Source organism: Dongia sp. (assembly GCF_041910485.1).
Taxonomy (GTDB): domain Bacteria; phylum Pseudomonadota; class Alphaproteobacteria; order Dongiales; family Dongiaceae; genus Dongia.
On record NZ_JAYRQR010000062.1, the window covers coordinates 1 to 22222 of the forward strand.

Sequence of the window (22222 nt, forward strand, 5' to 3'; positions counted from 1 at the left end):
GCCTGTTCCGCCGGCTGGGCCGCGGCCGGCGCACCGGGTTCGGCCGCAGGTTCTCCCGCTGCCGGCTGCTGGGCCGGCTCCGGGGCGACCGCTGCCGGAGCTGCGGCACCCGGTTCTGCGGCGGGCTGCGCCTCGGCTGGGGCCGCTGCGGGGGTCTCCGCCGCACCCGGCTCCACAACAGCGCCCGGCTCGGCTGCGGCCGGTGCCGCTGCATCCTTTTTCTTCTTCTTGCTGCCGAAGAGATCGCCGACACCCGGCGCCACTTGGTCGAGCAATCCACCGGCCGGTGCGGCCGCACCGGGTTCGCCGGTTCCGGTCGTCCCCGTCGTACCGGTCAAGCCGCCGAGGCCCGGGATATTGCCGACACCCGGCAGGTTGAGCCCCGGCACCAGGCTGTTCGCCGCCCCCGCCGCCCCGGCGGCACCATTGCCAGTGAAGGAGGGCGTCGGCCCATTGACCGGACCGGTGAGGTTGATGCTCATGAAGGCCTGCTCGGCCTGCTGCCCGAACAGATCGACCAGCATGTTGAGCGCCCAGGCGCCAAGATCCACCTGGCCCTTGGCCGTGCCGCGCGCTTTCGGATTGGTGAAGGCGAAATCCTGCGTGTCGAGCACGCCCTTCGAGATGTCGAAGGTGCCGGAAAGCTGGTTGTCGACGCCGGTATAGGAAGCCAGCACGCCGTTGATGCTGTCTGCGACGCCTTTCACCTGCTTCACCTTCTGCCCCAGCACTCCAAGGAGCGCCGAGCCCACCTGCTGCTCGACCTTGCCGATGATCATCATCGTGCCGCCAAGATCGCCCTTGCCGGTGAGCGAACGAACGATCGCCGCTTGGCTTTCGCCGGCACCGGTCAGATCGAGGTTGAGCGAGATCGGGCCCTTCAGCTGGTTGCCGGCGATGCCGCCACCCAGCACTTCGCCCAGTTGGATCTTGTCGACCGCGATCTTCGCCGCGACCTGCGGCGTCGTCCGCGCATCGACCGATGTGCCGGACAGGTTGAACGCGCCGCCATAGATGTTGCCGGTCAGCGTGTCGACGTTCATCACGCCGTCCTTGATCGTGACCTTGGCGACGATGTTGTCGATGCGCTGGTCGGGCATGATCAGCGAGTTGGCCTTGAAGTCGATATCGGCGTCCTGGCCTTTCAGGGCCGAGAGGTCGAGCGGTTCATTGGACCAGGGGGAGTTGCCGCTGGTGGTCGCCGGGGCGGACGCCTTCTTGCCACCGCCGCTATTGCCCATGAAGGGCACCAGATTGACCGTGCCGCCGACCAGATTGGCCTTCACCATCGGCTTGGCGCCCGTCGCGTCATAGTCGACATCGCCCGAGAGCGACGAGTCACCCCATTTGAAATCGAGGCCCGAGACGCTGGCCTTCTTCGTGGTGCCGCTTGCCTTGGCGTTGAGGGCCAACGGACCGGCCTTGGTGCCGGAGCTCGGCATGTCGGCCAAGGCCAGCAGCTGCGTGAACTCCGGATGGTTCGCCTGCAGCGCGATGTCGAAGGCCATCGGATCGGCCTTCGCCTTGATGTTGCCGGCGACCTTGGCCGTGGCCCCCGCTGCCTGCAGCCCCAGATCGAGGTTGAGATCGTCGGCGCCGCCCTTCAGCGAGCCCTTGGCGGCGAGCGCGCCCATGGCCTGCGCCTTCGGGCCGGCAAGGCCCGCCAGCTGCAGCAACGGCGCCGGTCGATCGGCGCGCAGATCGAGCGTGGTATCGACGGCGGGCGTGCCGGAGATGCCGGTGATCTTGCCGGAGAGCCTGCCCGCACCACCGATACCGGACAGGGTCAGGTCGACATCGTAGGCCAGATCGTCGGTGCCGCTCTGCGCGGTGCCCTTGAAGCTGACCGCGCCCAGATTGTCGGCAGCCTTCAATTGGGTTGCATTGTCGCCGCTGCCACCCCCCAGCGCCATCAGCGGCGCCAGCTTGTCGACCTTGATGTCGAAAGTTGAATTGATGCGCGGGATGCCCCCGGCGAGGAGACCCGCGGCACCGCCCTTGGCGGTGCCGTCGAGGCCGATGCCGGTCATCTTCATGGCGACGTCATAGGAAACCTCATCGCCGCCGCCCGACGCCTTGCCCTTGAGGTCGAGCGCGCCAAGCTTGCCGGCCGGTGCCGCGCCCGCCATCAAGGCAAGTTTGCCGGCATCCTTGGCGGTGACGTCGAAATCGAGATCGAAGCGCGGATTGCCTTTGAGTTCGACAATCTGCCCCTTGATGGCGCCCTTGCCGCCCATCAGATCCCCAACCGACAGATCTTCGATGGTGAGGACGCCAGAGGCGAGGCCCACCAGCGCATGCAGCTTCTTGATCTGCTGGTCGTTGAGCGTCAGCGCACCGGCCCTCAGCTCAATATTGGCATCGAGATCACCCAGCGGCGCCAGCGCCTTCAACGGATTGCTGCCGGCATCGGCCGATTTGGCCGTCGTTTCCGCCGCCGCACCATCCGCCTTCTTCGCCGGCATGTAGCCGTCGAGATTCATCTGGTCGACCGACAGGCCAACACCGAAGGCCATGCGCTGGCGCTGCTTGCCATCGGGCAGGGCGACGGTGACGCCGCCCGCGATCTTGGTCGCATCGAGCTTTGCCGCCAGATCCGAAAGCGCCACCTGGGCCGGCGTGAATGTGACGCGGCTGTTGAGCGCGAAGGCGCGCAGGCGGTCGCCCGGCACGGAATCCACCGCCCCCTTGGCAAAGGCGTCGATGAGCGCCCGGAGATTGCCCGAATTGACGTCGAGGCCACCGGCAAAGGCTGGCTGGCCATTCTGCGCCACCAGCGTGCCGCCGAGCTTCGCCTTGGTGGCACCCGGCAACTGCGCCGACAATTCGGTGATGTTGAGCTTGGCATCCGCCAGGGCGGCGGCCAGCTTCACCTGATCGATCGCATTCCCTTGATAGACCACCTGGTCGATCGTCACGTTGGCATTGGCGTTGATGCCGGCGGGCAGCGAGAAGGTGCCCGGCTGCGCCCCTTCAGTGGTTGCGGCAGGTGCCGCTTCGCTGGCCTCTGCCGTCTTGGCCGGCATCAGCTTGTCGAGATCGAGCCGGCCCATGGCAAGATTGGCTTCGACCGTCGTCACGTCGCCCATCTTGGCCGCAACCGACCCCTTGGCACTCATGTCGCCGAGGCTCGCCGAGAAATTCTTGAGGTCGGCGGCACTCTTGCCGGCGACGATCTCACCATCGAGGGCGAAAGCCTGCGCGAGCGGCCCCTCTTCCGCCTTGCCGCCGGAAAGGACGGCGATCAGCTTGGCGACGGAATCGCCCTTGCCGGTCAGCTTGCCGGTGACGATCGGCTGGTCGGCGGTTTCGGCGGCTTTCAGATCCGCATTGCCGGAGAAGCCGATGCTGGCACCGGCATCCTCGATCTTCAGCGTCACATTGATCGGCATCGGCTGTGCCGGGTCGAGACGGCCGACCGCGACATCGAAGCCCAACGGCATGTTCATCGCGCGGACGCCGCCGGTCGCCTTGAACGGGCCCTGCAGGCTGTCGAGCGACAGGTCGACATTGAGCGCTTCGATGCGCTGCTCAGCTGCCGTCGCCAGATCGCGATAGACCAGCGTGCCGTCGGTGATGCTGGCGCCCTCAATCGACAGATCGAAATTGCTGCCACCGGCTTCGGCCGGAGCGGCGGCGCTGCTCTCGCCGGCCGCTGCGCCCGTCGGCGTGATTTCCCAATTGCCGCGACCGTCCGTCAGCTTTTCCAGAATGATGGTGGGCTTCACCAGTTCGATGCTCTTGATCTCCGCCTTGCCGGAGAGCAGCGGCATCAAGGCGACCTTCACCTTGACCTTCTCGACTTCGGCCATGTTGGCAGCGGACCCTTCGGCGGCATTGCCGAACTTGATCCCCTCGACCGAAACGGCCGGGATCGGCAGCAGCGACAGCGAGATGTCGCCGTCGATCACCAGATCGCGGCCGGTCGCCTCTTTCGCCTTTTCGGAGATGAGGCCCTTATAGCTGTTGAGATTGATGAAGAAGGGTGCGACCAGCAGCAGGACAATGATAACGGCCAGAATGCCGCCGCCGATCTTCAGCGCTTTCTTCATGTGATATCTCCCGGTCATACGCGCCCGCTTGAACGCAGGCCCTGTTGCGCCCATTATCGCCTTTGCCAGCAAGGCGGGGCAAGTTCCCATCGGCCGGCGCGGATGACAGTTCCGTGAGTTCACCTAAATTGGCGCGATTTACCGCGCCGGGATGGGCCAATGGCTGAAATCGTCAATCTCAACCGGTTTCGCAAGGCCAAAGAACGCGACTCGGAGGCCAAGCAGGCGGCCGAAAATCGCGTGCGATTCGGCCGCTCGAAGGTCGAAAAGGCAAATGATCGGCGCGAAGCCGAGCGCCGCGCCAATCTTCACGCCGGCAAGGAATTGGACAAACCCGCGACGGGCGACAAATCCGACGCCGGCGTTCCCGACAGCGACCGCGACTAGAGCCGGATATCAGCTGTAATACTGAACAAAGGCCGCGATCCCGGCGACCGCGACCATGGCCGCCATCGTGCCAGCGCTCCATCGGGCAAAGCTCCCACCGGCACGCACCGCGATCACACCTTTGACGAAGGCATTCGATGCGACCGCCAGCAGGATGGCGACGGCGGCGCCCGTCAGCATCTCGCCGCCGGCGCGCGCATGTTTCGCGACCGACAGGGTGATCGCATCCACGTCGGCGAGACCGGCGATCAGCGACAGGATATAGAGCCCGGCTTCACCGAAACGTTCGCTGAGGAACCGCTCCAGCAGCAGTATGACCGTGAGCAATACGGCGAACTTGATGGCAGCGACCAGCTCAAAGGGGTTGGACAGCGTGACCGCATCCTTCAGCATCGGAGAATGACGCGTATTGTACCAGATGAAGACGACGACCAGACCCGCCAGCAGCCCGGCCAATCCCAAGGGCCACAACAGGACCAGCATCAGATTGGGCGTCAGGATCGCGGCCAGGATCAGCACGCGCAGAGCCATGATGGAATTGGCCAGGATCGTGCCGGCGGCAAAGATACGCCCGTGGGCCGGTGCTTCGCTCGCCATGCGGGCGAACGAGATCGTCGTCGCGGTCGAGGATACGAGGCCGCCGAAGAAGCCTGTTGCCAGCACCCCAAGCGCCGCACCGAGTGCGCGGATGGCGAAATAGCCCGTGAAGGACATGGCCGAAATCAGCACCACGAACAGCCACATGGTGCGCGGATTGAGGACGTCGTAGGGGCCATAGCCTTCGTCCGGCAGTACCGGCAGAACGACCAGCGAGATGACGAGAAAGCGGACCGTGGCCTTGAGTTCAGCGGGCGTCAGCTTCCCAATGAGGGCATGCAGCGACGCTTTGAGATAGAGCAGCGCCAGGACAATCACCGCGCAGGCCACGGCCAATTGCAGCGCGCCCGTCGCGGCGAGAACGCCGAGCAACATCGTGACCAGGGCCGCAACCAGGGTGGTCATGTCTTCCGCCAGCACCGCCGGCGCGTGATCGCCGGCGCGGCGCCGGTCGTTCACCATCAGCACCGCGATGGCCAGAAGCGTCGCCGGCACCAGCCATTGCCCCGCCAAATTCTGCAGGCTCCCGGCGAGACCGCCAAGAAGTCCCATCAGGCCAAAGGTTCGGATGCCGATGCGATCCGCCCCCTCGCCGTCCTGTTTGCGCCATTCGCGTTCCAGACCGATCAGCAGGCCGATGGCGAGTGCCACCAGCAGCTCGGTCGCGAGATGCAGGTCTAAGGTCGAGAAATTGAAGACGGTCGACGCTCCGCCGATGGGCACCGCGCCGGCGACTTGGCTGTTCGATGGATCCATAGGGGCAGCGCCCTTTAGGCGCGGCGGCGACGGCGCGGCCGCATGCCGAGCGGCAGCTTCTCGCCGCTCTTCTGTTGTAGCAGGTGCAGCGGATTGGGGAGGCGCGCGACGAGGCTCTGCAATTGTCCCTTCACCTGCGGGATCTTCATGACTTCATCAAGGCGCCGCTCCAGAAAGGCCCAACTCGCCGCATGCCCGTCGCTCTTGTCGTTGAGCCAATAGAGCAGCGTTGCCGAATAGACGCCGGCCAGGATCGCGCGCTTGGTGTAGAAGCTGAAATCGGTCGATTTGTCGCCGACCGCGTGCCAGATCGCATCGACCGTCCCATAAAGAAGCTTCGGCCCCAGGGCGGCGTTCTCCGGCAGCAGCAGGAAGGTCAGCCCCGCCCGCACCGCCTCGCGCTGCTCGCCGACCAGCTCCAGGCGCAATTGCACGGCGCGGGCGACGCGCTCACGCATGCGCAGGGCGCCGACATTCTCCCGCGCCAGCTGCTCCATCATGCGCGCGTCGTGGCCGCGATGGTTCGCCGCCAGCAATTCCGCCATGCCGCCGGGAAAAGCGTTGAGCGCCCGCGCCAGATCGATGCCCGTATCGGCGGCACCGGCCTTGAAGGCCGTCTCGCTCCAGCCGTCGAAGGGCACATGCGGCAGCACGGCAGCCACCAGCCGGTCGCGATCTCCCTGCCAGTCATAGTCGCTCTGCATGTCACTCACTCTCCGGGCTGCTCAAATCGCGTTTCCGTCAGTCTGCCATTTCGCGCACCCGATCGCCACCTTGCGACCGCTCGCGCGACATTCAGTCCTCGGCGTCCTTCTGCTCGAACCGGCGCAGTTCCTCGACAAAACTGAGACTCGCCATGTCGGTCATCCGCATCGGATAAAGGATTCCGTCGAGATGGTCGCATTCGTGCTGAACCACCCGCGCATGGAAGCCGCTCGCCTCCCGCTCAATCACCGACCCGTCTGGGGCCAGGGCCTTGTAGCGGATATGCTGGTATCTCGGCACCATGCCGGCAAGGCCCGGGACCGAGAGGCAGGCCTCGATTCCCGGTGCCTTTTCCTCGGAAAGGGGCGTGATTTCGGGGTTTATGAGGGCGGTTAGGGGGATTCCGGGTGGGATTCCGCCCTCCTCTGCGGCCAGTCTCGCGGCGGGGACGCGGAAGATCACCACGCGGAGCGGCACATGGACCTGGGGGGCTGCCAAACCAGCCCCGCCGATATCCTCCAGGGTATCGACCATATCATTGATAAGTCTATGAATTTCCGGGGAAGTCGGATCCTGGACCGGGTCGGCGATCCGCTTCAGGACGGGGTGCCCCATGCGGGCGATTTTAAGGATGGCCATGTTCCACTCGCGTCAATTCGGCCCTAATATGACCGCCGAAACGGCCCCGTAAAAGCCCCGGAACGCATCCGGAATCACCCCTTGCGGGGCTTCACAAGCCCGCGGGCCTGTGATAGAGCATGCCCCGAGCCGGGCTCCCAGAGGGGCAGCCCGATAGTCGTTTTCGTTTTTTCTGATACTCCAATCGGCGAAAGGAGCCGTGGTAAACCGTGCAAGTTCTCGTCCGTGACAACAATGTCGATCAGGCCCTGCGCGCGCTCAAAAAGAAGATGCAGCGCGAAGGGATTTTCCGGGAAATGAAGATGCGTCGCAACTATGAGAAGCCGTCCGAGCGCAAGGCGCGCGAGCAGGCCGAGGCGGTGCGTCGCTACCGGAAGCTGATGCGCAAGCGCATGGAGCGCGAAGGCTTCTAGGCCTTCTGCCTCCGGCCGCCCCAAAGCGGCCCGGTTCGACGAGAGAACGCATGATATCGCCCCGCTGGCTCCGCCGGCGGGGCGATGCCTTTTGGGCTCCCCATTTCGCTTCCGGCCAGTAATTTGTTCTTGATTTGTTTCACGTGAAACAAATACTGCGTCCTATATCTGTGCGTGCATATATCCCTCGGCTTTGCGAGGATAAGAAGAAATGCATCTGGGGATGGCGATGGTCGATGCGGATGAAAAGCAGCCAGTATGGCTGGAGCGGGCCGGCGAGAATGTGCGCGAGCTCTACGCCTACTGGCATGCCAAGCGACGGGGCAAGTCCATGCCCAGCCGGCGCGATATCGACCCGATCGAAATCCCGCGCCTCCTCCCCTATCTCACCATCGTCGAGGTGATGCCGGATTCCCGGCGCTATATCTATCGGCTGGTGGGTACGAAAGAGGTCGAGATCCGCGGCAGCGATCCCACGGGGAAGACCGTGAGCGAGGCCTATTACGGGCCTTCGATCGAGGAAGCGCATATGTTCTACGACCGCGCGGTGGCGACGGCGGCACCGGTCTATGACGACAGTCCCTGGGTCGGTCCGGACGGCCGCTACAATGACGACGAGATGCTGTTCCTGCCGCTGTCGGAAGACGGCACCAGCGTCTCGCGCATCCTCCTCATCTCGCAATGTTCGCCGACACCGGAATTCGCCTGAGCCCCGCTCAGGCAGAGGCGCTCTGGCAGAGTCGCTCAGCTAAGCCAATCCTCGATCAGCGACAATGACGGCCGGCTGCAATCGAGCCGCGCCAGGATGCCCTGCGGCAGGACGAATTGCGGGTCGGTATGGCCGAAATCCATATTGCTGACGATGGGCATGTCGGGCCGCCCAAACTCATCGGCCATGATGGTGCGCAGCAATCGGTCGAGTTCCGCCTTGGCCGCGGCATCATAGCGGGCGGCGCGACCGACCAGGAGCGCTGCCGCCCTGCCCCAGATCCCGTCGCGCCCCCAGCCCCGTAGCATTTCCGCCACCAGAGCGGGCCCCGGCGCTTCCTCCGATGTTTCGAGAAAGACGATGCGCCCGTCCCAGAAATTGCCCAGCGGCCAGAATTCGCCGCCGCGCAGCCCTTCAAGCACGTCGAGGCAACCGCCGAAGAGCCGCCCCTCGACGGCGCTGCTTCCCTGAAGAACGTGCCAGCCATCGTGCGGTATGGGCTCGTTGACCTGCCCCGCCTTCGCCGGATGCGCCCAGTCGGGATAGCCTTCGCTATAGGCCGGATAGGGCCGGTAGGTGAGGCCCGCGGCGGGGCGGAACAGCATCTCCTTCACATGGGCGGCATAGTCGGGCATCGCCGCCATCTGCGCGAAGCCCGCCATGACGGATGGACCATGCAGCGTGACGACACCCAAGCGCTGGCAATAGGCGTGCAGCGTCGAGACATCCGAATAGCCCATGAGGATCTTCGGATGGGCGGCGATCAGCTTGGCGTCGAGATAGGGCAGGATGCGGTGGCTGTCATCGCCGCCGATCGAGGCGATGATGGCCTTCACCTGCGGATCGGCAAAGGCGCGGTTGATATCGGCCGCCCGCGCCTCCGGATTCGCGGCAAGCTCGGCCGCCGCCATCCGCGCAGTCGGATATTCCACCACCTGCAGGCCCCAGCGCTGCAACAGGCCGAGGCCCAGCTCGTAAATATGCGGAAAGACACTCGGCCCGCCCCAGGAGGGCGAGACGATGGCGACCGTGTCGTCGATATGCAGGCGTTCGGGTTTGACTGGCGTCATTTTAACGGGCCCTCAGAGCACCATCCAAACGTTTCACAAATCACCAATATCCGGCTTGGCAATCATCAGCATAAAAATCGCAAGCAGAGCGAAGAAAGCTGGCCAGCCAAGACGATACCAGACACGCATGGCGGCATGATAGGAGTCGGGCAATTCAGAGCCAGCCGAAGCAGCGGCTTTTGCAAGACGGCTCGCCCGTATCTGGAGCACCACCACAGGCGCCCAACAACAAAATGCGAATATGTAGAGCAAATATGAGATCAAAAGCCACCCCTCCCATGGAGACCAGCCGCCGAGGACCACAAGGGCGAATCCACTGAGGGGTTGCACGAACCCGGAAGTCGTCGTGAAAATCCAGTCCGCCTTGATCACCATGCGGCCGACCTCCGATGCAAGCAGTGCATTTCCCGAGCGCCAGGATTGCAGCATGTAATAGGCTGTCCCCAAGCCCAACCCGAAGAGGATCGTCGAACTGACGATGTGGAGCCACTTCACAATCTCGAAGGCGCCGATCATCGGTCATCCTCCAACGCCGCAACGACCGCGGCGAGTGCCAGGAACACAGCATTCTTGACGAGCGCGCCATATGGATCGAGCCAGAGACTAGGTATCGCCATGGTGATCATCGCCGTGTAGCTGGCAACAATCGCCAGCTGCACTCCAAGCATGACCCAAGGCCGCTGCCTGGTTAGGATCAAGCTACCGACGCCAACATCGAGAAGGCACGTCAGCCATTTCAGCGTGTCGCCAGCATTTTCCAATCCCACTGGCCGCAGGACGAGATCTACCGACTCCTTTGACGCCAAAGTGCCGATCACACCCGCCGCAATCCATGAGAACCCCAGCGTCCAGCGTAAGAGCGGTCGCAGAAAATATAGGCGCGCATGCCATTTGTCCTGCACCGAAGATGGCCTTCGCGCTAACCAAGCACGCATTGGCAAGGGTGCGAAACCGATCGCGTTGGCAAAAGCCCCACCGTCACCGGCATTCCCGAATTCAAGCTGGCGCACGGCCGTGGTCGAAAGTGGCCCGCCGCCTAGCAGATCGGCAATACGTGCAATAGACCGCACCACCGGCATCGGGATGGCAACCACCCACGGCGAGTCGAAGCCGAGCCAACTGCGCCACGCCAGGACAAATGTCCTCAAAGTGATGCTATCCGGACCACAAGGTTCGAGTGCTATCCGACTTGGCGACGTCGGTGACAGCAGCCGAACGATGCAGCGCGCAAGATCTTCAACATGGATCGGACTGAACCACTGGCTGCCGTCGCCAGGCAGCGGAACGAAGCCTGGAAAACCGGCCAAGCCCCGCAAGACAGACGTGCCGCCATACGTGCCTTCGGCATAGACAAGCGATGGACGCAGTATGATCCAGTCCAGATCCCTGGCGCGGAGATCTTCTTCGGCTTGAAATTTTTGGCGTGCATAGTCCGTGTCGGCTCCGGGATTCGCACTGATCGCCGAAACGTGAATGACGCGGCGGACGCCTACCTGCGCGCAAGCCGTGGCCAACGCTGCCGGCGTGTCGACATGAACCGCATGGGAATGACGACCCGACAGAACGCCAGCGCAGTTAACGACGGCATCCACGCCTTGCAGTCGCTCGAGCCACACGTCGGGCGTCACGTCCTTTGACATGTCGCAGTCGATGCACGAATGATCCGGAAACATGCGGGTGAATTCGCGTGTGCGCCGCACAGCCCCAACCGGCTCATATCCAGCATCAATGAGCGCAGCAAAGACATGGCGCCCGATGAAACCGCCCGCTCCCAATACGAGAACGCGCCCCTGTGAACACATGGTCATCGCTCCCGTCGACTGCCAGCCAAAAAACAAGCGGCTGCTAGACCTGCTGGTCCGCAGCCGCTGATGGCTATCGCAAGCTGGCGCAAGGCGATCCTTAGTGCCCGAAGGCCTTCACCACGTCCTCGCACATCTTCTTGGCGTCACCGAACAGCATCATGGTGTTCGAGCGGAAGAAGAGCTCGTTGTCGACACCGGCATAGCCGGATGCCATCGAGCGCTTGATGAAGAGCACGGTCTTCGCTTGCTCGACATCGAGGATCGGCATGCCGAAGATCGGGCTTTTCGGGTCGGTCTTCGCTGCCGGGTTGGTGACGTCGTTGGCGCCGATGACGAAGGCGACATCGGCCTGGGCGAAGTCGCGGTTGATGTCCTCAAGCTCGAACACCTCGTCATAGGGCACGTTGGCCTCAGCCAAGAGCACGTTCATGTGCCCCGGCATGCGGCCTGCCACCGGATGGATGGCGTAGGAGACCTTGACGCCTTCCTTCTTGAGGAGGTCCGCCATTTCGCGCAGCGCATGTTGCGCCTGTGCCACCGCCATGCCGTAGCCCGGCACGATGATGACGCTGGCGGCGTTCTTCATGATGAAGGCCGCGTCGTCGGCACTGCCGGCCTTCACCGGCCGGTCCGCCGCCTTCGCCCCACCCGCCGCAGCCGCCCCACCGGAATCGGTGCCGAAGCCGCCGAGGATGACGTTGAAGATCGAGCGGTTCATGCCCTTGCACATGATGTAGCTGAGGATGGCGCCCGACGAGCCCACCAGCGCACCGGTCACAATGAGGAGCGGGTTGGAGAGCGTGAAGCCGATGCCGCAAGCCGCCCAACCGGAATAGGAGTTGAGCATCGAGACGACGACCGGCATGTCGGCGCCGCCGATGGGCAGGATCAGCAGGAACCCGAGCAGCAGCGAGACGATGACGATGCCCCAGAAGAGCGGTTCCGACTGGCCGAGGATCAACGCCACGATGAGGACGACGATGCCGATCCCCAAAGCAGCGTTGAGGAGATGCTGCCCCTTGAAGACCAAAGGTGCACCGGAGACGAGGCCCTGGAGCTTCGCGAACGCCACGATCGATCCGGTGAAGGTGATGGCGCCGATGGCGACACCGAGGCCCATTTCAACGAGACTGCCGGCATGGATGGCGCCGGGCTCACCGATCTGGAATTCAGCCGGCGCATAGAAAGCGGCGGCCGCCACAGCGACGGCGGCGAGACCGACGAGGCTGTGAAAGGCCGCGACCAGCTGCGGCAAGGCCGTCATCTGGATACGCTGGGCGATCACGGCACCCGCGGCACCGCCGATCACCAACGCAATGATGATGCCGACGTAAGATGAGGCGGCAACGCTGGGCAGCGCCAATGTCGTGCCGATGGCGATCACCATGCCGACCACGCCGTAGCGAAGCCCACCTTGCGATGTGGCGGGGCTGGAGAGCCCGCGCAAGGACATGATGAAGCAGACCGAGGCAATGAGATAGAGGAAGGAGGCGAGATTCTGGCTCACGTTACTTGCCCCCCTTGCTGTCTTTTTTCTTGAACATCGACAGCATGCGGTAGGTCACGAAGAACCCGCCGAAGATGTTGACCGAGGCCAAGGCCACGGCCACTAGCCCCATGCCCTGGCTGATTCCAAAGGCGGCGGCGCCCGAGGCGATGAGCGCGCCGACGATGATCACCGAGGAGATGGCGTTGGTGACGGCCATCAGCGGCGAGTGCAAAGCCGGTGTGACGCGCCAGACCACGTAATAGCCGACGAAGCAGGCCAGCACGAAGACGGTGAAGAGCTGCACGAACGGCAGATGATCTGCCGGTGCGATGGCAGCGGCCATGTCGGCCGCAACGTTTGTGGTTTCATCCATGGCGGTTCCCCTTACTGGCCCTGGAAGGCGGGATGGATCACCTGGCCGCCCTTGGTGAGGGCGACGCCTTTGACGATCTCATCCTCCCAATTGATCTTGAGCTGCTTCGTTTCCTTGTCGATCAGCAGCGTCACGAAATTGAGCAGGTTCTTGGCATAGAGCGCGGTCGAGTCAGCGGCGAGGCGGCTCGGGACATTGGCATGTCCGACCAGCTTGACGCCGTGCTTCTCCACCACCTGCCCCACTTCGGAGAGCGGGCAATTGCCGCCCTGCTCCACGGCGAGATCGACGATGACCGAACCCGGCTTCATGGTCTTCACCATCTCCTCGGTCACCAGCACCGGGGCCTTGCGGCCCGGAATGAGGGCCGTTGTGATGACGATGTCCTGCTTCTTGATCGTCTCGGCAATGAGGGCCGCCTGCTTCGCCTGATAGGCTTCCGACATGGGCTTCGCATAACCCGCCGCCGTCTCGGCCTGCTTGAACTCCTCATCCTCGACGGCGACGAAGGTCGCCCCCAGCGAGGCCACCTGTTCCTTCGAGGCGGGGCGCACGTCGGTCGCGGAAACGATGGCACCGAGGCGCCGCGCGGTGGCGATCGCCTGGAGACCGGCAACACCGGCACCCATTACCAGCACGCGGGCGGGGGCGACCGTGCCGGCCGCCGTCATCATCATCGGGAAGGCGCGGCCATATTCGGCCGCCGCATCCACCACCGCCTTGTAGCCCGCAAGATTGGCCTGGCTGGAGAGCACGTCCATCGACTGGGCACGGGTGATGCGCGGGACCAGTTCCATCGCCATCGCGTCGATACCCGCACTGGCGTAGGCCGGGATCTGATCCTTGGCGCCGTGCGGATTGAGGATGGCGATGAGAGTGGTGCCCTTCGCCAGCTTCCCGAGCTCGTCATTGCCGTCGGCGGCGGTCATCGGCCGCTGCACCTTGAGGACGATGTCGGCACCGGCCGTCGCGGCCGCTGCATCGGCGGCGATCTTCGCCCCCGCCGCCTCGAAAGCGGCATCAGGGATGGAGGCCGCGATACCCGCCCCGCTCTCCACCACCACCTCGGCACCCAGGCCGATATATTTCTTCACCGTCTCCGGCGTGGCCGCACAGCGCTTCTCGTGGGCGCGGCGCTCCTTCAGAATGCCGATCTTCATGCGCTCCCCAATCTGATCCTTACGGCCATTAAGCCGTTGAACCGGTTGTCCTTATCGACAGGAATCGAGCGCCCACGGATAAGCGGCACCCCGACCCCCAAGCGGGGGCAAGATTGCCGGGGGAAAGCCGAGGTGGCAAGCAGGTTTGAGCGTCTACCTTACAAAGAATGATATGTTGCTAGCCCGACCAGTCGATGTGGAGCATCTCAGCATGGCATCAGAGGATATCGAGGGCTTTCCAGAGTACTTGCTCGGCCGCTTCTCGAAAGAGGGCGTCGAATTGATAGACAACCTGATCTCCGAAGAAGCCTCCGAAAGTCTCTTCTTGGAGTTCAAACGCCTATCCACCAGCGACAGCGCCAAGCTTCACGAGAATGACCGGAAATATTTGCGAGAGGCCCTTTCCGGATTCGCCAATGCAGAAGGAGGTGTGATTGTTTGGGGTGTCGACTGCGCGCTTGATCCCGTCAGTGGTGCGGATGTTGCGACGAAGAAGATTCCCATTCCACGCGCTCAGCACTTTCGGTCGGCGTTAGAGGCGGCAACTCCTGGGATGGTGATTCCTCCCGTCCATGGTGTTCGCCATGTCGTAGCCACTGAGGGCGACGGACAAAGTGGCTATGTAGTGACTTACATTCCCAAAAGCGAAGGCGGTCCGCACCAAACAGTAAAGGAGAATAGATATCTCATCCGTTTGAATTCTACGTTTCAGAATGTTCCCCATCAGATTCTCGCGGGAATGTTTGGCAAGCGACCTAATCCAAACGTGATTCACAAATGGATGGCATCCGTTCCCGAGATCTTTGACAACGGCACGGCCATACGTTTTGCTTTGACACTTATGCTGCAGAATGTCGGGCGAGGAATTGCTGAAAGCGCCTTTGCAACCGCTACCTTAGAGTACGACGGCGGCAGAGGCGTGGCGGGTAGCATGCATCTCAATGACAACAGCAACTGGTCGATTGGCGGCAACATGGGCAACGTGCTGTCATCGGTAGCACTGCCACACCTAAAGATAGCTCCAATGGGTATGGTGGCATTCTGCACCATCGAAATTGAGGCAAAAAGTCCCGTGACAACATCTGTCGTCATTGGCGGCGTCTGTGGGTCGCAGGGCAGCATCTCGACGCCAATCGAAAATCAGTTCTTACCTCAAACACTCAACCACCTGATCAAAACACTTAGCACTCGCAACCCGATGCTCAATCGCGAAGAACTTAGGAGCATTGTCGAAGACATAATCTTGCTTCAGCCTAGCGATTCTGGAGCAGGAAAGTAGATCGACAGCAGCTACAACCCCACCTCTTTCAACGCCGCCTTCTGGCGCTTGGCGAGTGCTTTGACGTCGAAGTCGCGGATGAGGTCGTGGAAGAGCTGGTACCAGTTGATCTCGGCCTTCAAGTGCAGGAACACCGAGCCCAGGCCGATGGCGGCGCGGTCCATGAAGACGAATTCCTTAGGGGGAGTCACGGGACCCAAGCGCCGCAATTCGGCATGGACATTTTCCGCCACCTCGCGGCCGTAGATGCCGCTCTCCGCTTCCTGGATCTTGCGGGTGCGGTCTTCGAGCAGCGGGCCATAGACAAATTTGGCCCAGAGATTGAGCACGTCGATCACATCCTTGTTGAGACCCTTGAAGCCCCAGCTCTCATAGGCGTGCACCGCCATGTCACGGTCGCCGCGTTCCAATGCCCAATAGAGGTCGATGACGCCTTTGACGAACTTCGCCTCAAAGATGCGGATGCAGCCGAAATCCATCAGGTTGGCGGCGCCCTCGTCCTTGGACCCCTTGGGCCGCACGGTGTAATTGCCGAGATGCGGGTCGCCATGAATGATGCCGTAATCGTAGAATGGCACGTACCAGGCGCGGAACATGTTGTAGGCGACCTTGTTGCGCAAGCTCACCGAGGGCTTCTTGTCGAGGAAAGCCATCAGCGGCTCCCCTTCGATCCAGGTCATGGTGAGGAGGCGCTTGGTCGTTAGGTCCGGAAGTGGCTGCGGGAGATGCACTTCCTTCTCCTTCGCCAGCATCAGGCGATAGAGCGCCATCGCCTTCGCCTCGCGCCCATAATCCAGTTCCTCGCGCAGGCGATCGGCGATCTCGTCATGAATATGCTCGGTCGAGATTGCCTTGTCGTAGCGTTCGTAGAGGCGGAAGATGAGCTTCAGTTGGCCGAGATCCGCCTCGACCGCCGATTGCATGTCGGGATATTGCAGCTTGCAGGCGAGCTTGGCACCGTCGAAACCAATCGCCTTGTGCACTTGCCCGAGTGAGGCCGCCGCCGCGGCCTCGTGACCGAATTCCTTGAAGCGGCTTTGCCAGCCTGCCCCCAATTCCGCCGCCATGCGCCGCTTGACGAAGGCCCAGCCCATCGCCGGCGCATTGGCCTGGAGATGCCGCAGCTCTTCGACATATTCCTTGGGCAGCGCGTCGGGGATGGTGGACATGATCTGCGCCACCTTCATGAGCGGGCCTTTGAGGCCACCCAGCGCTGCTTTGAGATCCGCCGCATGTTCGGCGCGGTCGACTTTCAGCCCCAGATAACGCTGGCCAGCGACACGCGCGGCAATGCCGCCCATCGCCCGCCCGACCTTGGCGTAGCGTTTGACGCGACCGGATAGTGTGTTGCCCTCAGAATCGTCACTCATTTGCCGTCCATACGCTGGTTCGCATGGGATCGGATCATATATGGGGTGCCGATGTCACACGGCAAGTCAGCGGCCGCTATCTCCCTAGGACTGCCGGTGAATAGCTTCCTTGCGCCTTGCCACATAGCCCTCAAGCGCTTCGAGGCGGGCCGGATCCAGCGGCGGTTCCTCGTAGGTGCGCAGCAATTCCTTCCAGATGGCGTGGGCGCGCTCCGTGCCCGTCTTGGCCCCGCCTTCCGACCAGGTTTCGAAATTGCGCCAGTCGGAGAGCATCGGTTCGTAGAAGGCATGGTCGAAACGGGCCAGCGTGTGCTGCGCGCCGAAGAAATGGCCACCGGGACCTACTTCCTGCATCGCCTCAAAGGCCAGCGTGTCGTTGTTGACCGTCAGCGGATCGAGGAAGCTGCGCATCAGTTGCAGCATTTCGGCATCGAGAACCAGTTTCTCGAACGACGCCGTGAGACCGCCTTCCAGCCAGCCGGCCGCGTGCTCGATGAGATGCACGCCGCCCATGATCGTGCTCCACAGCGACATGCCGCTCTCATAGGCTGCCTGCACGTCGACGCAGTTCGACGCTGTGACGTTCGAGGAGCGGAACGGAATGTTGTAGCGCCGCGCCAGCTGGCCGGAGGCGAGCTGTGCCTTGGCATATTCCGGCGTGCCGAAGGCTGGTGCCCCGGTGCGCATGTCCACGTTGGAGGTAAAGCCGCCATACATGACCGGCGCGCCGGCCGAGACGATCTGCGACAGCGCGATGAGGGCCAGCGCCTCGGCATTCTGTTGCGCGAGCGCCCCAGCGATGGTGACGGGACTCATGGCGCCGGACAAGGTGAAGGGCGTCATCGCCACCGGCTGGCCGGCGCGCGCCATGGCGCAGAGCCCCTCGCCCATCGGAATGTCGAGGCGCAGGGGCGAGTTGGAGTTGACGATGGTGAGGGTCGCCGGATTTTTGCGGAGCTCCTCGCGCGACTGGCCGAGGGCGATCGAGAGCATCTCGATCGCGTCTTCGACCCGGTAACCGCCCAAGGCCCAGCACTGCCAGTTCTTGTCGGTCAAGCGAATGGCGGCGAGATAGAAATCGAGATGGCGCGAGTCCGCGGGCAGATCCGTCGGCTCACAAGGACAGCCGCCTTCCTGATGGATGACGTTGAGGCTCTGCACGACTTTCATATAGTCGCACATGTCCTGGTAATTGCCGGCGCGCCGACCGCGCTCGATATCATGCGCGAAGGCCGGGCCGCCGGTCGCGGCGAAGATGAGGCTGCCGTCGCCGACCTTCAAATTCTTCGCTGGATCGCGCGCCTGCAGCGTGAAGCTCGACGGAACCGTCCTGATCTTCTCCTCGATCATGGCCGGATCGAAGCGGACACGCTGGGTCGCCTCGTCGACCTCGGCGCCGGCGGCTTTGAGGAGCGCGCGGCTTTCATCATGCATCACTTCCATGCCGATCTCGGCAAGGAGCCGAAGGGAGGCATGATGGATGGAGTCGATTTCATCTGCTGAGAGAAGGGCGATCGGCGGATAGCGATTGGTGACCCCGGCGAAACGCAACTGGCGCGGGGCCGAACTCACCACCCGCCGCTCGCGCCGCTTCGTTGCTTCACGCGTCATGGCACCCTCCCCTATTTCACAAAGACCAGTTCGCGCTTGAACGGGAATTGATCCGGATCGATCACCTCGCCGAATTCGCGCGCCGCCTTGTGACCGGCATAGACCGCGTGCACGATGGCGCCGGGTACATCCGCATCGCCGATATTCTTCAAGGTCAGGATGCCGGCCCCATCCCGCGCCGCTGCATCGGCCTTGAGGTCGAGATAGAGAGCGTCATTTGATTTGCGCGAGGTGACGCTGACCAGGGTCGCGGCAGCGGCATGCTTCTCCGTCCCCGTATAGTTGCAGGCGAGGACGGCGTGGTCGTTCTTCCAGGCGGCAAGACGATGCGCGAGGACCAGCTTCACACCCATATTCATCAGCTTGACCTGGACCTTGAACTGCTCGTCGGTATAAAGCGACCAGCTCGCCACATCGAGGCCGGGGGTGACGAAGGTGACGTTGCAGCCGGACTGAACCAGTTTCTCGGCGATGACGGCCGCCATGTAATATTGATCGTCGTCATAGACGATGACATCGCCCGTCACCTCGCGGCCGCCCATGATATCGTCAGGGGTCAGCACATTCGCTGCATCCGTGCCGGGAACGGCGAAATAATTGTTGTGCCCCACCCCGTCCTTCCGCCAGGTCGCACCGGTCGCCAGGATGATGTGCTTGTAGCCGCTTTCGAGGAGGGCAGCCTTGTCCATGCGGCTCTCTCGGAAGATTTCGATGTTGGAGAGCTTGGCAATCTGGCCAAGGCGATAGTCGCGCACGCGCACCCAGGCGGAAAGTGTCGGCAGCTTCGGTTCGACATTGAGGCGGCCGCCGAGCTCGCGCGCGGCATCGGCCAGCGCCACGTCATAGCCGCGTTTGGCCAGCGACATGGCGCATTCGAGGCCGGCCGGGCCGGCGCCGACGACAAGCACCGGATCCTCGGCATGGCCCTTCTTCGGGTTCATGATCTCCGGATGCCAGCCGCGGCGGTATTCCTCGCCGATGGTCGGGTTCTGCGTGCAGCGGATGGGAACGCCCGTATTGTTCTGTGCCCGGCAGATGTTGCAGCCGATGCATTCGCGGATATCGTCTTCGCGGCCCTCATCGATCTTCAACGGAATGAAGGGATCGGCAATCGACGGCCGTGCCGCACCGATAAAATCGAGAATGCCGCGTTTGACCTGATCGACCATCGTATCCGGCGACGTAAAGCGCCCGACACCAACCACCGGCTTGGTGGTCAGCTTCTTCACGAAGCCAGTGTATTTTTCCTGATGCGCCTCGGGACCGAAGCGGGACGACATGGAATCGTTCTCGACATAGGAGATGTTGACATCCCAGAGATCGGGGAGTTCGGCGAGCAGCCGAATGACGGCCTCGCCCTCTTCCGCCGCCTGCACGCCGTGGGGCCCCATCAACTCGTCCATCGCGAGGCGCACGGCGACGGCGCAGGTATCGCCCACTGCGTCCTTCGTTTCCTCAATCATTTCCCGCAGCAGCCTGGCGCGGTTTTCGATCGGGCCGCCATATTCGTCCGTGCGCTGGTTCCAGCGCTGGGTGATGAATTGGAACGGCAGATAGCCGTGACCGGCATAGACATAGACGATATCGAAGCCGGCACGCTTGGCGCGCTTGGCCGCCTGCACCTGCCAGCGCCGCAGATTGCGGATATCCTCCTTGTCCATCGCGCGGGTCTGCATCGGAAAGACCGCATGCTGGGTCGAACCGGACGGCGAGAGCGGCGTTTCGCGGCTCCAGCGATTGGGGCTGTGATTGCCGCCGTGCCACAGCTCGACACCAGCCAGCGCCCCGTGGCGCTTGATCTTCTCAGCAGTGAGCGATTGCGTCTTGACGTCGTTCTCGTCCCAGAGGGCGCACAGGCGATAGGGCGCGTCTTCGGATGACCAGTGCATCGAGCAATATTCGGTATTGATGACGCCCCAGCCGCCCTCGCCCTTCAATTCACGCAGGCGCGAAACCGAATGCGGCAGGTCATAGCCCATGCCGGTGCAATGTGGCACCTGGTAGAAACGGTTCTTCGCCGTCACCGGTCCGATCTTCACCGGCTGAAACAGGATGTCGTAGCGAGAGTTGCGCGGCAAGGCAGTTTCCCCTGGATTTCAAGCTTTCATGTACCTGTATACAGGTGCGTATTGCCTGTCAATCGGGCCGCAATAGGCACATGGATTCGACAGGCAACCTATCAGGGATAATAGGAAAGAAGGTCAGGTCCCGGCAGATAAAGATAGCTGACCAGATTGGGCGTCAGGTGGGCGACGACCCCGGCCGTGTTGACCGCGTAAGACAGGCCGGTCTTGGAGCGCACACCGAAGCCGGTAAAGAGGCCGATGAGCTGCGGCTTGTTATCCGCGCCCAACAGGATGACCGGCCCGCCGCTGTCACCGACGCGGATGATGCAGGTCGTTACCAGCATGCCTGTTTCGTAGATCGGATCCAGCGACAGTGGGTTCACGACACGGCACTTGGCGTGTTCCTTGAGCGCCCGCATGCCGCCATAGCCGTAACCGGCCGTGTAGAGGCGTGCGCCGCCATTGACGCGGTCGATGATCTCGCCCGCGCTGAGGCGCGCGATCGGGATCGGCCGCACGGCGTCGATGGCGGGCGCGATGCCGAGCAACGCCCAATCGGCCGCGACCTGCTCGGGCCGTTCCAAATGGCCTTCGCGAATGGCGCCGCCTTGCGCCTGCAGATTGGTGCCGATGGCGGGCGGCAGGTCCGGCTTGGCGCCGAAATTGGCATGAAAATGCACCTCGGCCGGCGCGCTCGGGATGGCCTTTTGATGCAGGCAATGCGAAGCGGTAAGGATAAGCGCCGGCTGGACCAGGATCGCCGTGCACGATTCTGCCCCATCGACATCAAGCCGCCCGATCGCCGCTGTCCAGGCGGGCTCGGTCGGCTTGATCACACTGGGCGGCGGTGCAGAAACACGCTCGGCGCAGGCGGCAAGCGAAAGGGCGAGCAGCACAAGGCCGAGGCGGCGAATCTTCTTCATGGCGTGGTGGTGGCGGTGACGTCGTCCTTGATCTTGTCGGCGAAGTAGATCGAGGCGGGCCCGAAGCTCACGAAATCCTTTTGCCCGTGGTCGCCCCAAAGGTTGGTGACGACACCGACGATGACACGATCCCCGTCCGATCCGGTAAGCATGATCGGCCCACCGGAATCACCCGGAATGACCTCGCAACGGTTGACGATGACGTCATGCGTCACCTTCAGCATCTTTTCGGCGTCCGTTACCAGATAGCAATTGTCGCGCACCTGCAGGCGCTTGCCAGTAAAGGCGCCGTAGACGCCATAGCCGGCATGGGAGAGCTTCGCCCCCTTCTTGATACGCGCCGCGATACCGTCGACATTCAGTTTTTCGATCTTCATCGGCTCGATGAAGCTGATGGGTGGCGAGATGCGCAACGTCGCCCAATCATCCTTCGGCTCGCCCCGCAGATCGCCGCTGCTGTCGGACTTGATCGGCCAGCCCATGTCGATGACAGCGGTCACCTTGACCGGCTTCAACCTTTCGCGCCCCACATCGAGGGCCGGGGTGAAGACAAAATCGGTGATACGTGCCTCGTTCCCCCGACCATAGAGGCAGTGCGAGGCAGTGAGGATTACATCGGGGCGAACGAGTGTTGCAGAGCAGGAACCATCGTCTGCATCGAGACGCCCAATGGCTGCACTCCAGGGCAGCGGCCCACTGGGCTTGTCCACGGTTCGGATCGGTGTTGCACAACCGATCACCGACAATCCCAACACCGTGAGACCGACGATCCTTCCGGTTGACAGAAAATTGCGAAACTGGCCGAGCATACTTCCCCC

General features: G+C 62.8%; 19 protein-coding genes. 4 read left to right on the top strand and 15 right to left on the bottom strand.

The annotated features are described in order from the left end of the window. Positions 1-4052 (bottom strand): AsmA family protein (locus ACE3PP_RS19635; RefSeq protein WP_374384980.1); only part of this gene is annotated, 4052 nt, incomplete at its 3' end. 159 nt (positions 4053-4211) lie between these two features. On the opposite strand from ACE3PP_RS19635, the gene ACE3PP_RS19640 reads away from it, so the two are divergent. Then, entirely contained in the window at positions 4212-4439 is a 228-nt protein-coding gene (locus tag ACE3PP_RS19640; RefSeq protein WP_374384981.1) for a DUF4169 family protein, read from the top strand. 9 nt (positions 4440-4448) lie between these two features. Here the strand turns inward: ACE3PP_RS19640 and ACE3PP_RS19645 are convergent, their stop codons facing one another. From ACE3PP_RS19645 to def, 3 genes are all read right to left on the bottom strand, one after another. Then, entirely contained in the window at positions 4449-5792 is a 1344-nt protein-coding gene (locus ACE3PP_RS19645; RefSeq protein WP_374384982.1) for an MgtC/SapB family protein, read from the bottom strand. A gap of 14 nt (positions 5793-5806) precedes the next feature. Then, positions 5807-6496 (bottom strand): COQ9 family protein, encoded by a 690-nt coding sequence (locus tag ACE3PP_RS19650; protein ID WP_374384983.1) that lies wholly within the window; start codon positions 6494-6496, stop codon positions 5807-5809. Between the two features lie 91 nt (positions 6497-6587). Then, entirely contained in the window at positions 6588-7136 is a 549-nt protein-coding gene (def, locus tag ACE3PP_RS19655; RefSeq protein ID WP_374384984.1) for a peptide deformylase, read from the bottom strand. 209 nt (positions 7137-7345) lie between these two features. Here def and rpsU point away from each other — a divergent pair, with 209 nt between their 5' ends. Continuing rightward, positions 7346-7549: a 30S ribosomal protein S21 gene (gene rpsU / locus ACE3PP_RS19660; RefSeq protein WP_320499157.1), complete on the top strand. Its 204-nt coding sequence runs from the start codon at positions 7346-7348 to the stop codon at positions 7547-7549. Positions 7550-7760: 211 nt separating this feature from the next. After that, positions 7761-8258: a PAS domain-containing protein gene (locus tag ACE3PP_RS19665; protein WP_374384985.1), complete on the top strand. Its 498-nt coding sequence runs from the start codon at positions 7761-7763 to the stop codon at positions 8256-8258. Positions 8259-8293: 35 nt separating this feature from the next. Here the strand turns inward: ACE3PP_RS19665 and ACE3PP_RS19670 are convergent, their stop codons facing one another. The 6 genes from ACE3PP_RS19670 to ACE3PP_RS19695 all read right to left on the bottom strand — a co-directional run bounded on the left by ACE3PP_RS19670 (position 8294) and on the right by ACE3PP_RS19695 (position 14155). Continuing rightward, on the bottom strand, positions 8294-9328 hold the full coding sequence (locus ACE3PP_RS19670; protein WP_374384986.1) for a S66 peptidase family protein: 1035 nt from the start codon (positions 9326-9328) through the stop codon (positions 8294-8296). A 33-nt stretch (positions 9329-9361) separates the two neighbouring features. Further along, on the bottom strand, positions 9362-9844 hold the full coding sequence (locus tag ACE3PP_RS19675) for a DUF2269 family protein (RefSeq protein ID WP_374384987.1): 483 nt from the start codon (positions 9842-9844) through the stop codon (positions 9362-9364). Continuing rightward, positions 9841-11130: an SDR family oxidoreductase gene (locus tag ACE3PP_RS19680; RefSeq protein WP_374384988.1), complete on the bottom strand. Its 1290-nt coding sequence runs from the start codon at positions 11128-11130 to the stop codon at positions 9841-9843. Before ACE3PP_RS19680 ends, ACE3PP_RS19675 begins: the two co-directional genes overlap by 4 nt. 100 nt (positions 11131-11230) lie before the next feature. Further along, on the bottom strand, positions 11231-12640 hold the full coding sequence (locus ACE3PP_RS19685; RefSeq protein ID WP_374384989.1) for an NAD(P)(+) transhydrogenase (Re/Si-specific) subunit beta: 1410 nt from the start codon (positions 12638-12640) through the stop codon (positions 11231-11233). Position 12641: 1 nt separating this feature from the next. Further along, entirely contained in the window at positions 12642-12965 is a 324-nt protein-coding gene (locus ACE3PP_RS19690) for a proton-translocating transhydrogenase family protein (protein WP_374385231.1), read from the bottom strand. A gap of 41 nt (positions 12966-13006) precedes the next feature. After that, positions 13007-14155 (bottom strand): Re/Si-specific NAD(P)(+) transhydrogenase subunit alpha, encoded by a 1149-nt coding sequence (locus ACE3PP_RS19695; protein WP_374384990.1) that lies wholly within the window; start codon positions 14153-14155, stop codon positions 13007-13009. Positions 14156-14366: 211 nt separating this feature from the next. Here ACE3PP_RS19695 and ACE3PP_RS19700 point away from each other — a divergent pair, with 211 nt between their 5' ends. Further along, positions 14367-15434 (top strand): helix-turn-helix domain-containing protein, encoded by a 1068-nt coding sequence (locus tag ACE3PP_RS19700; protein WP_374384991.1) that lies wholly within the window; start codon positions 14367-14369, stop codon positions 15432-15434. Between the two features lie 11 nt (positions 15435-15445). Here ACE3PP_RS19700 and ACE3PP_RS19705 read toward each other — a convergent pair whose 3' ends face one another. The 5 genes from ACE3PP_RS19705 to ACE3PP_RS19725 form a co-directional block, all read right to left on the bottom strand. Then, positions 15446-16804 (bottom strand): ABC1 kinase family protein, encoded by a 1359-nt coding sequence (locus ACE3PP_RS19705; protein WP_374384992.1) that lies wholly within the window; start codon positions 16802-16804, stop codon positions 15446-15448. Between the two features lie 84 nt (positions 16805-16888). Then, the gene (locus tag ACE3PP_RS19710; protein ID WP_374384993.1) at positions 16889-18415 is read right to left on the bottom strand and encodes a trimethylamine methyltransferase family protein; all 1527 of its coding nucleotides are present in this window, start codon (positions 18413-18415) and stop codon (positions 16889-16891) included. Positions 18416-18426: 11 nt separating this feature from the next. Then, positions 18427-20493 carry an FAD-dependent oxidoreductase gene (locus tag ACE3PP_RS19715; RefSeq protein WP_374384994.1) on the bottom strand — a complete coding sequence of 689 codons (2067 nt, stop codon included), beginning with the start codon at positions 20491-20493 and terminating at the stop codon, positions 18427-18429. A 101-nt stretch (positions 20494-20594) separates the two neighbouring features. Continuing rightward, the gene (locus ACE3PP_RS19720; RefSeq protein ID WP_374384995.1) at positions 20595-21404 is read right to left on the bottom strand and encodes a serine protease; all 810 of its coding nucleotides are present in this window, start codon (positions 21402-21404) and stop codon (positions 20595-20597) included. Beyond that, on the bottom strand, positions 21401-22114 hold the full coding sequence (locus ACE3PP_RS19725; protein ID WP_374384996.1) for a serine protease: 714 nt from the start codon (positions 22112-22114) through the stop codon (positions 21401-21403). Before ACE3PP_RS19725 ends, ACE3PP_RS19720 begins: the two co-directional genes overlap by 4 nt. Between the last annotated feature and the right edge of the window lie 108 nt (positions 22115-22222).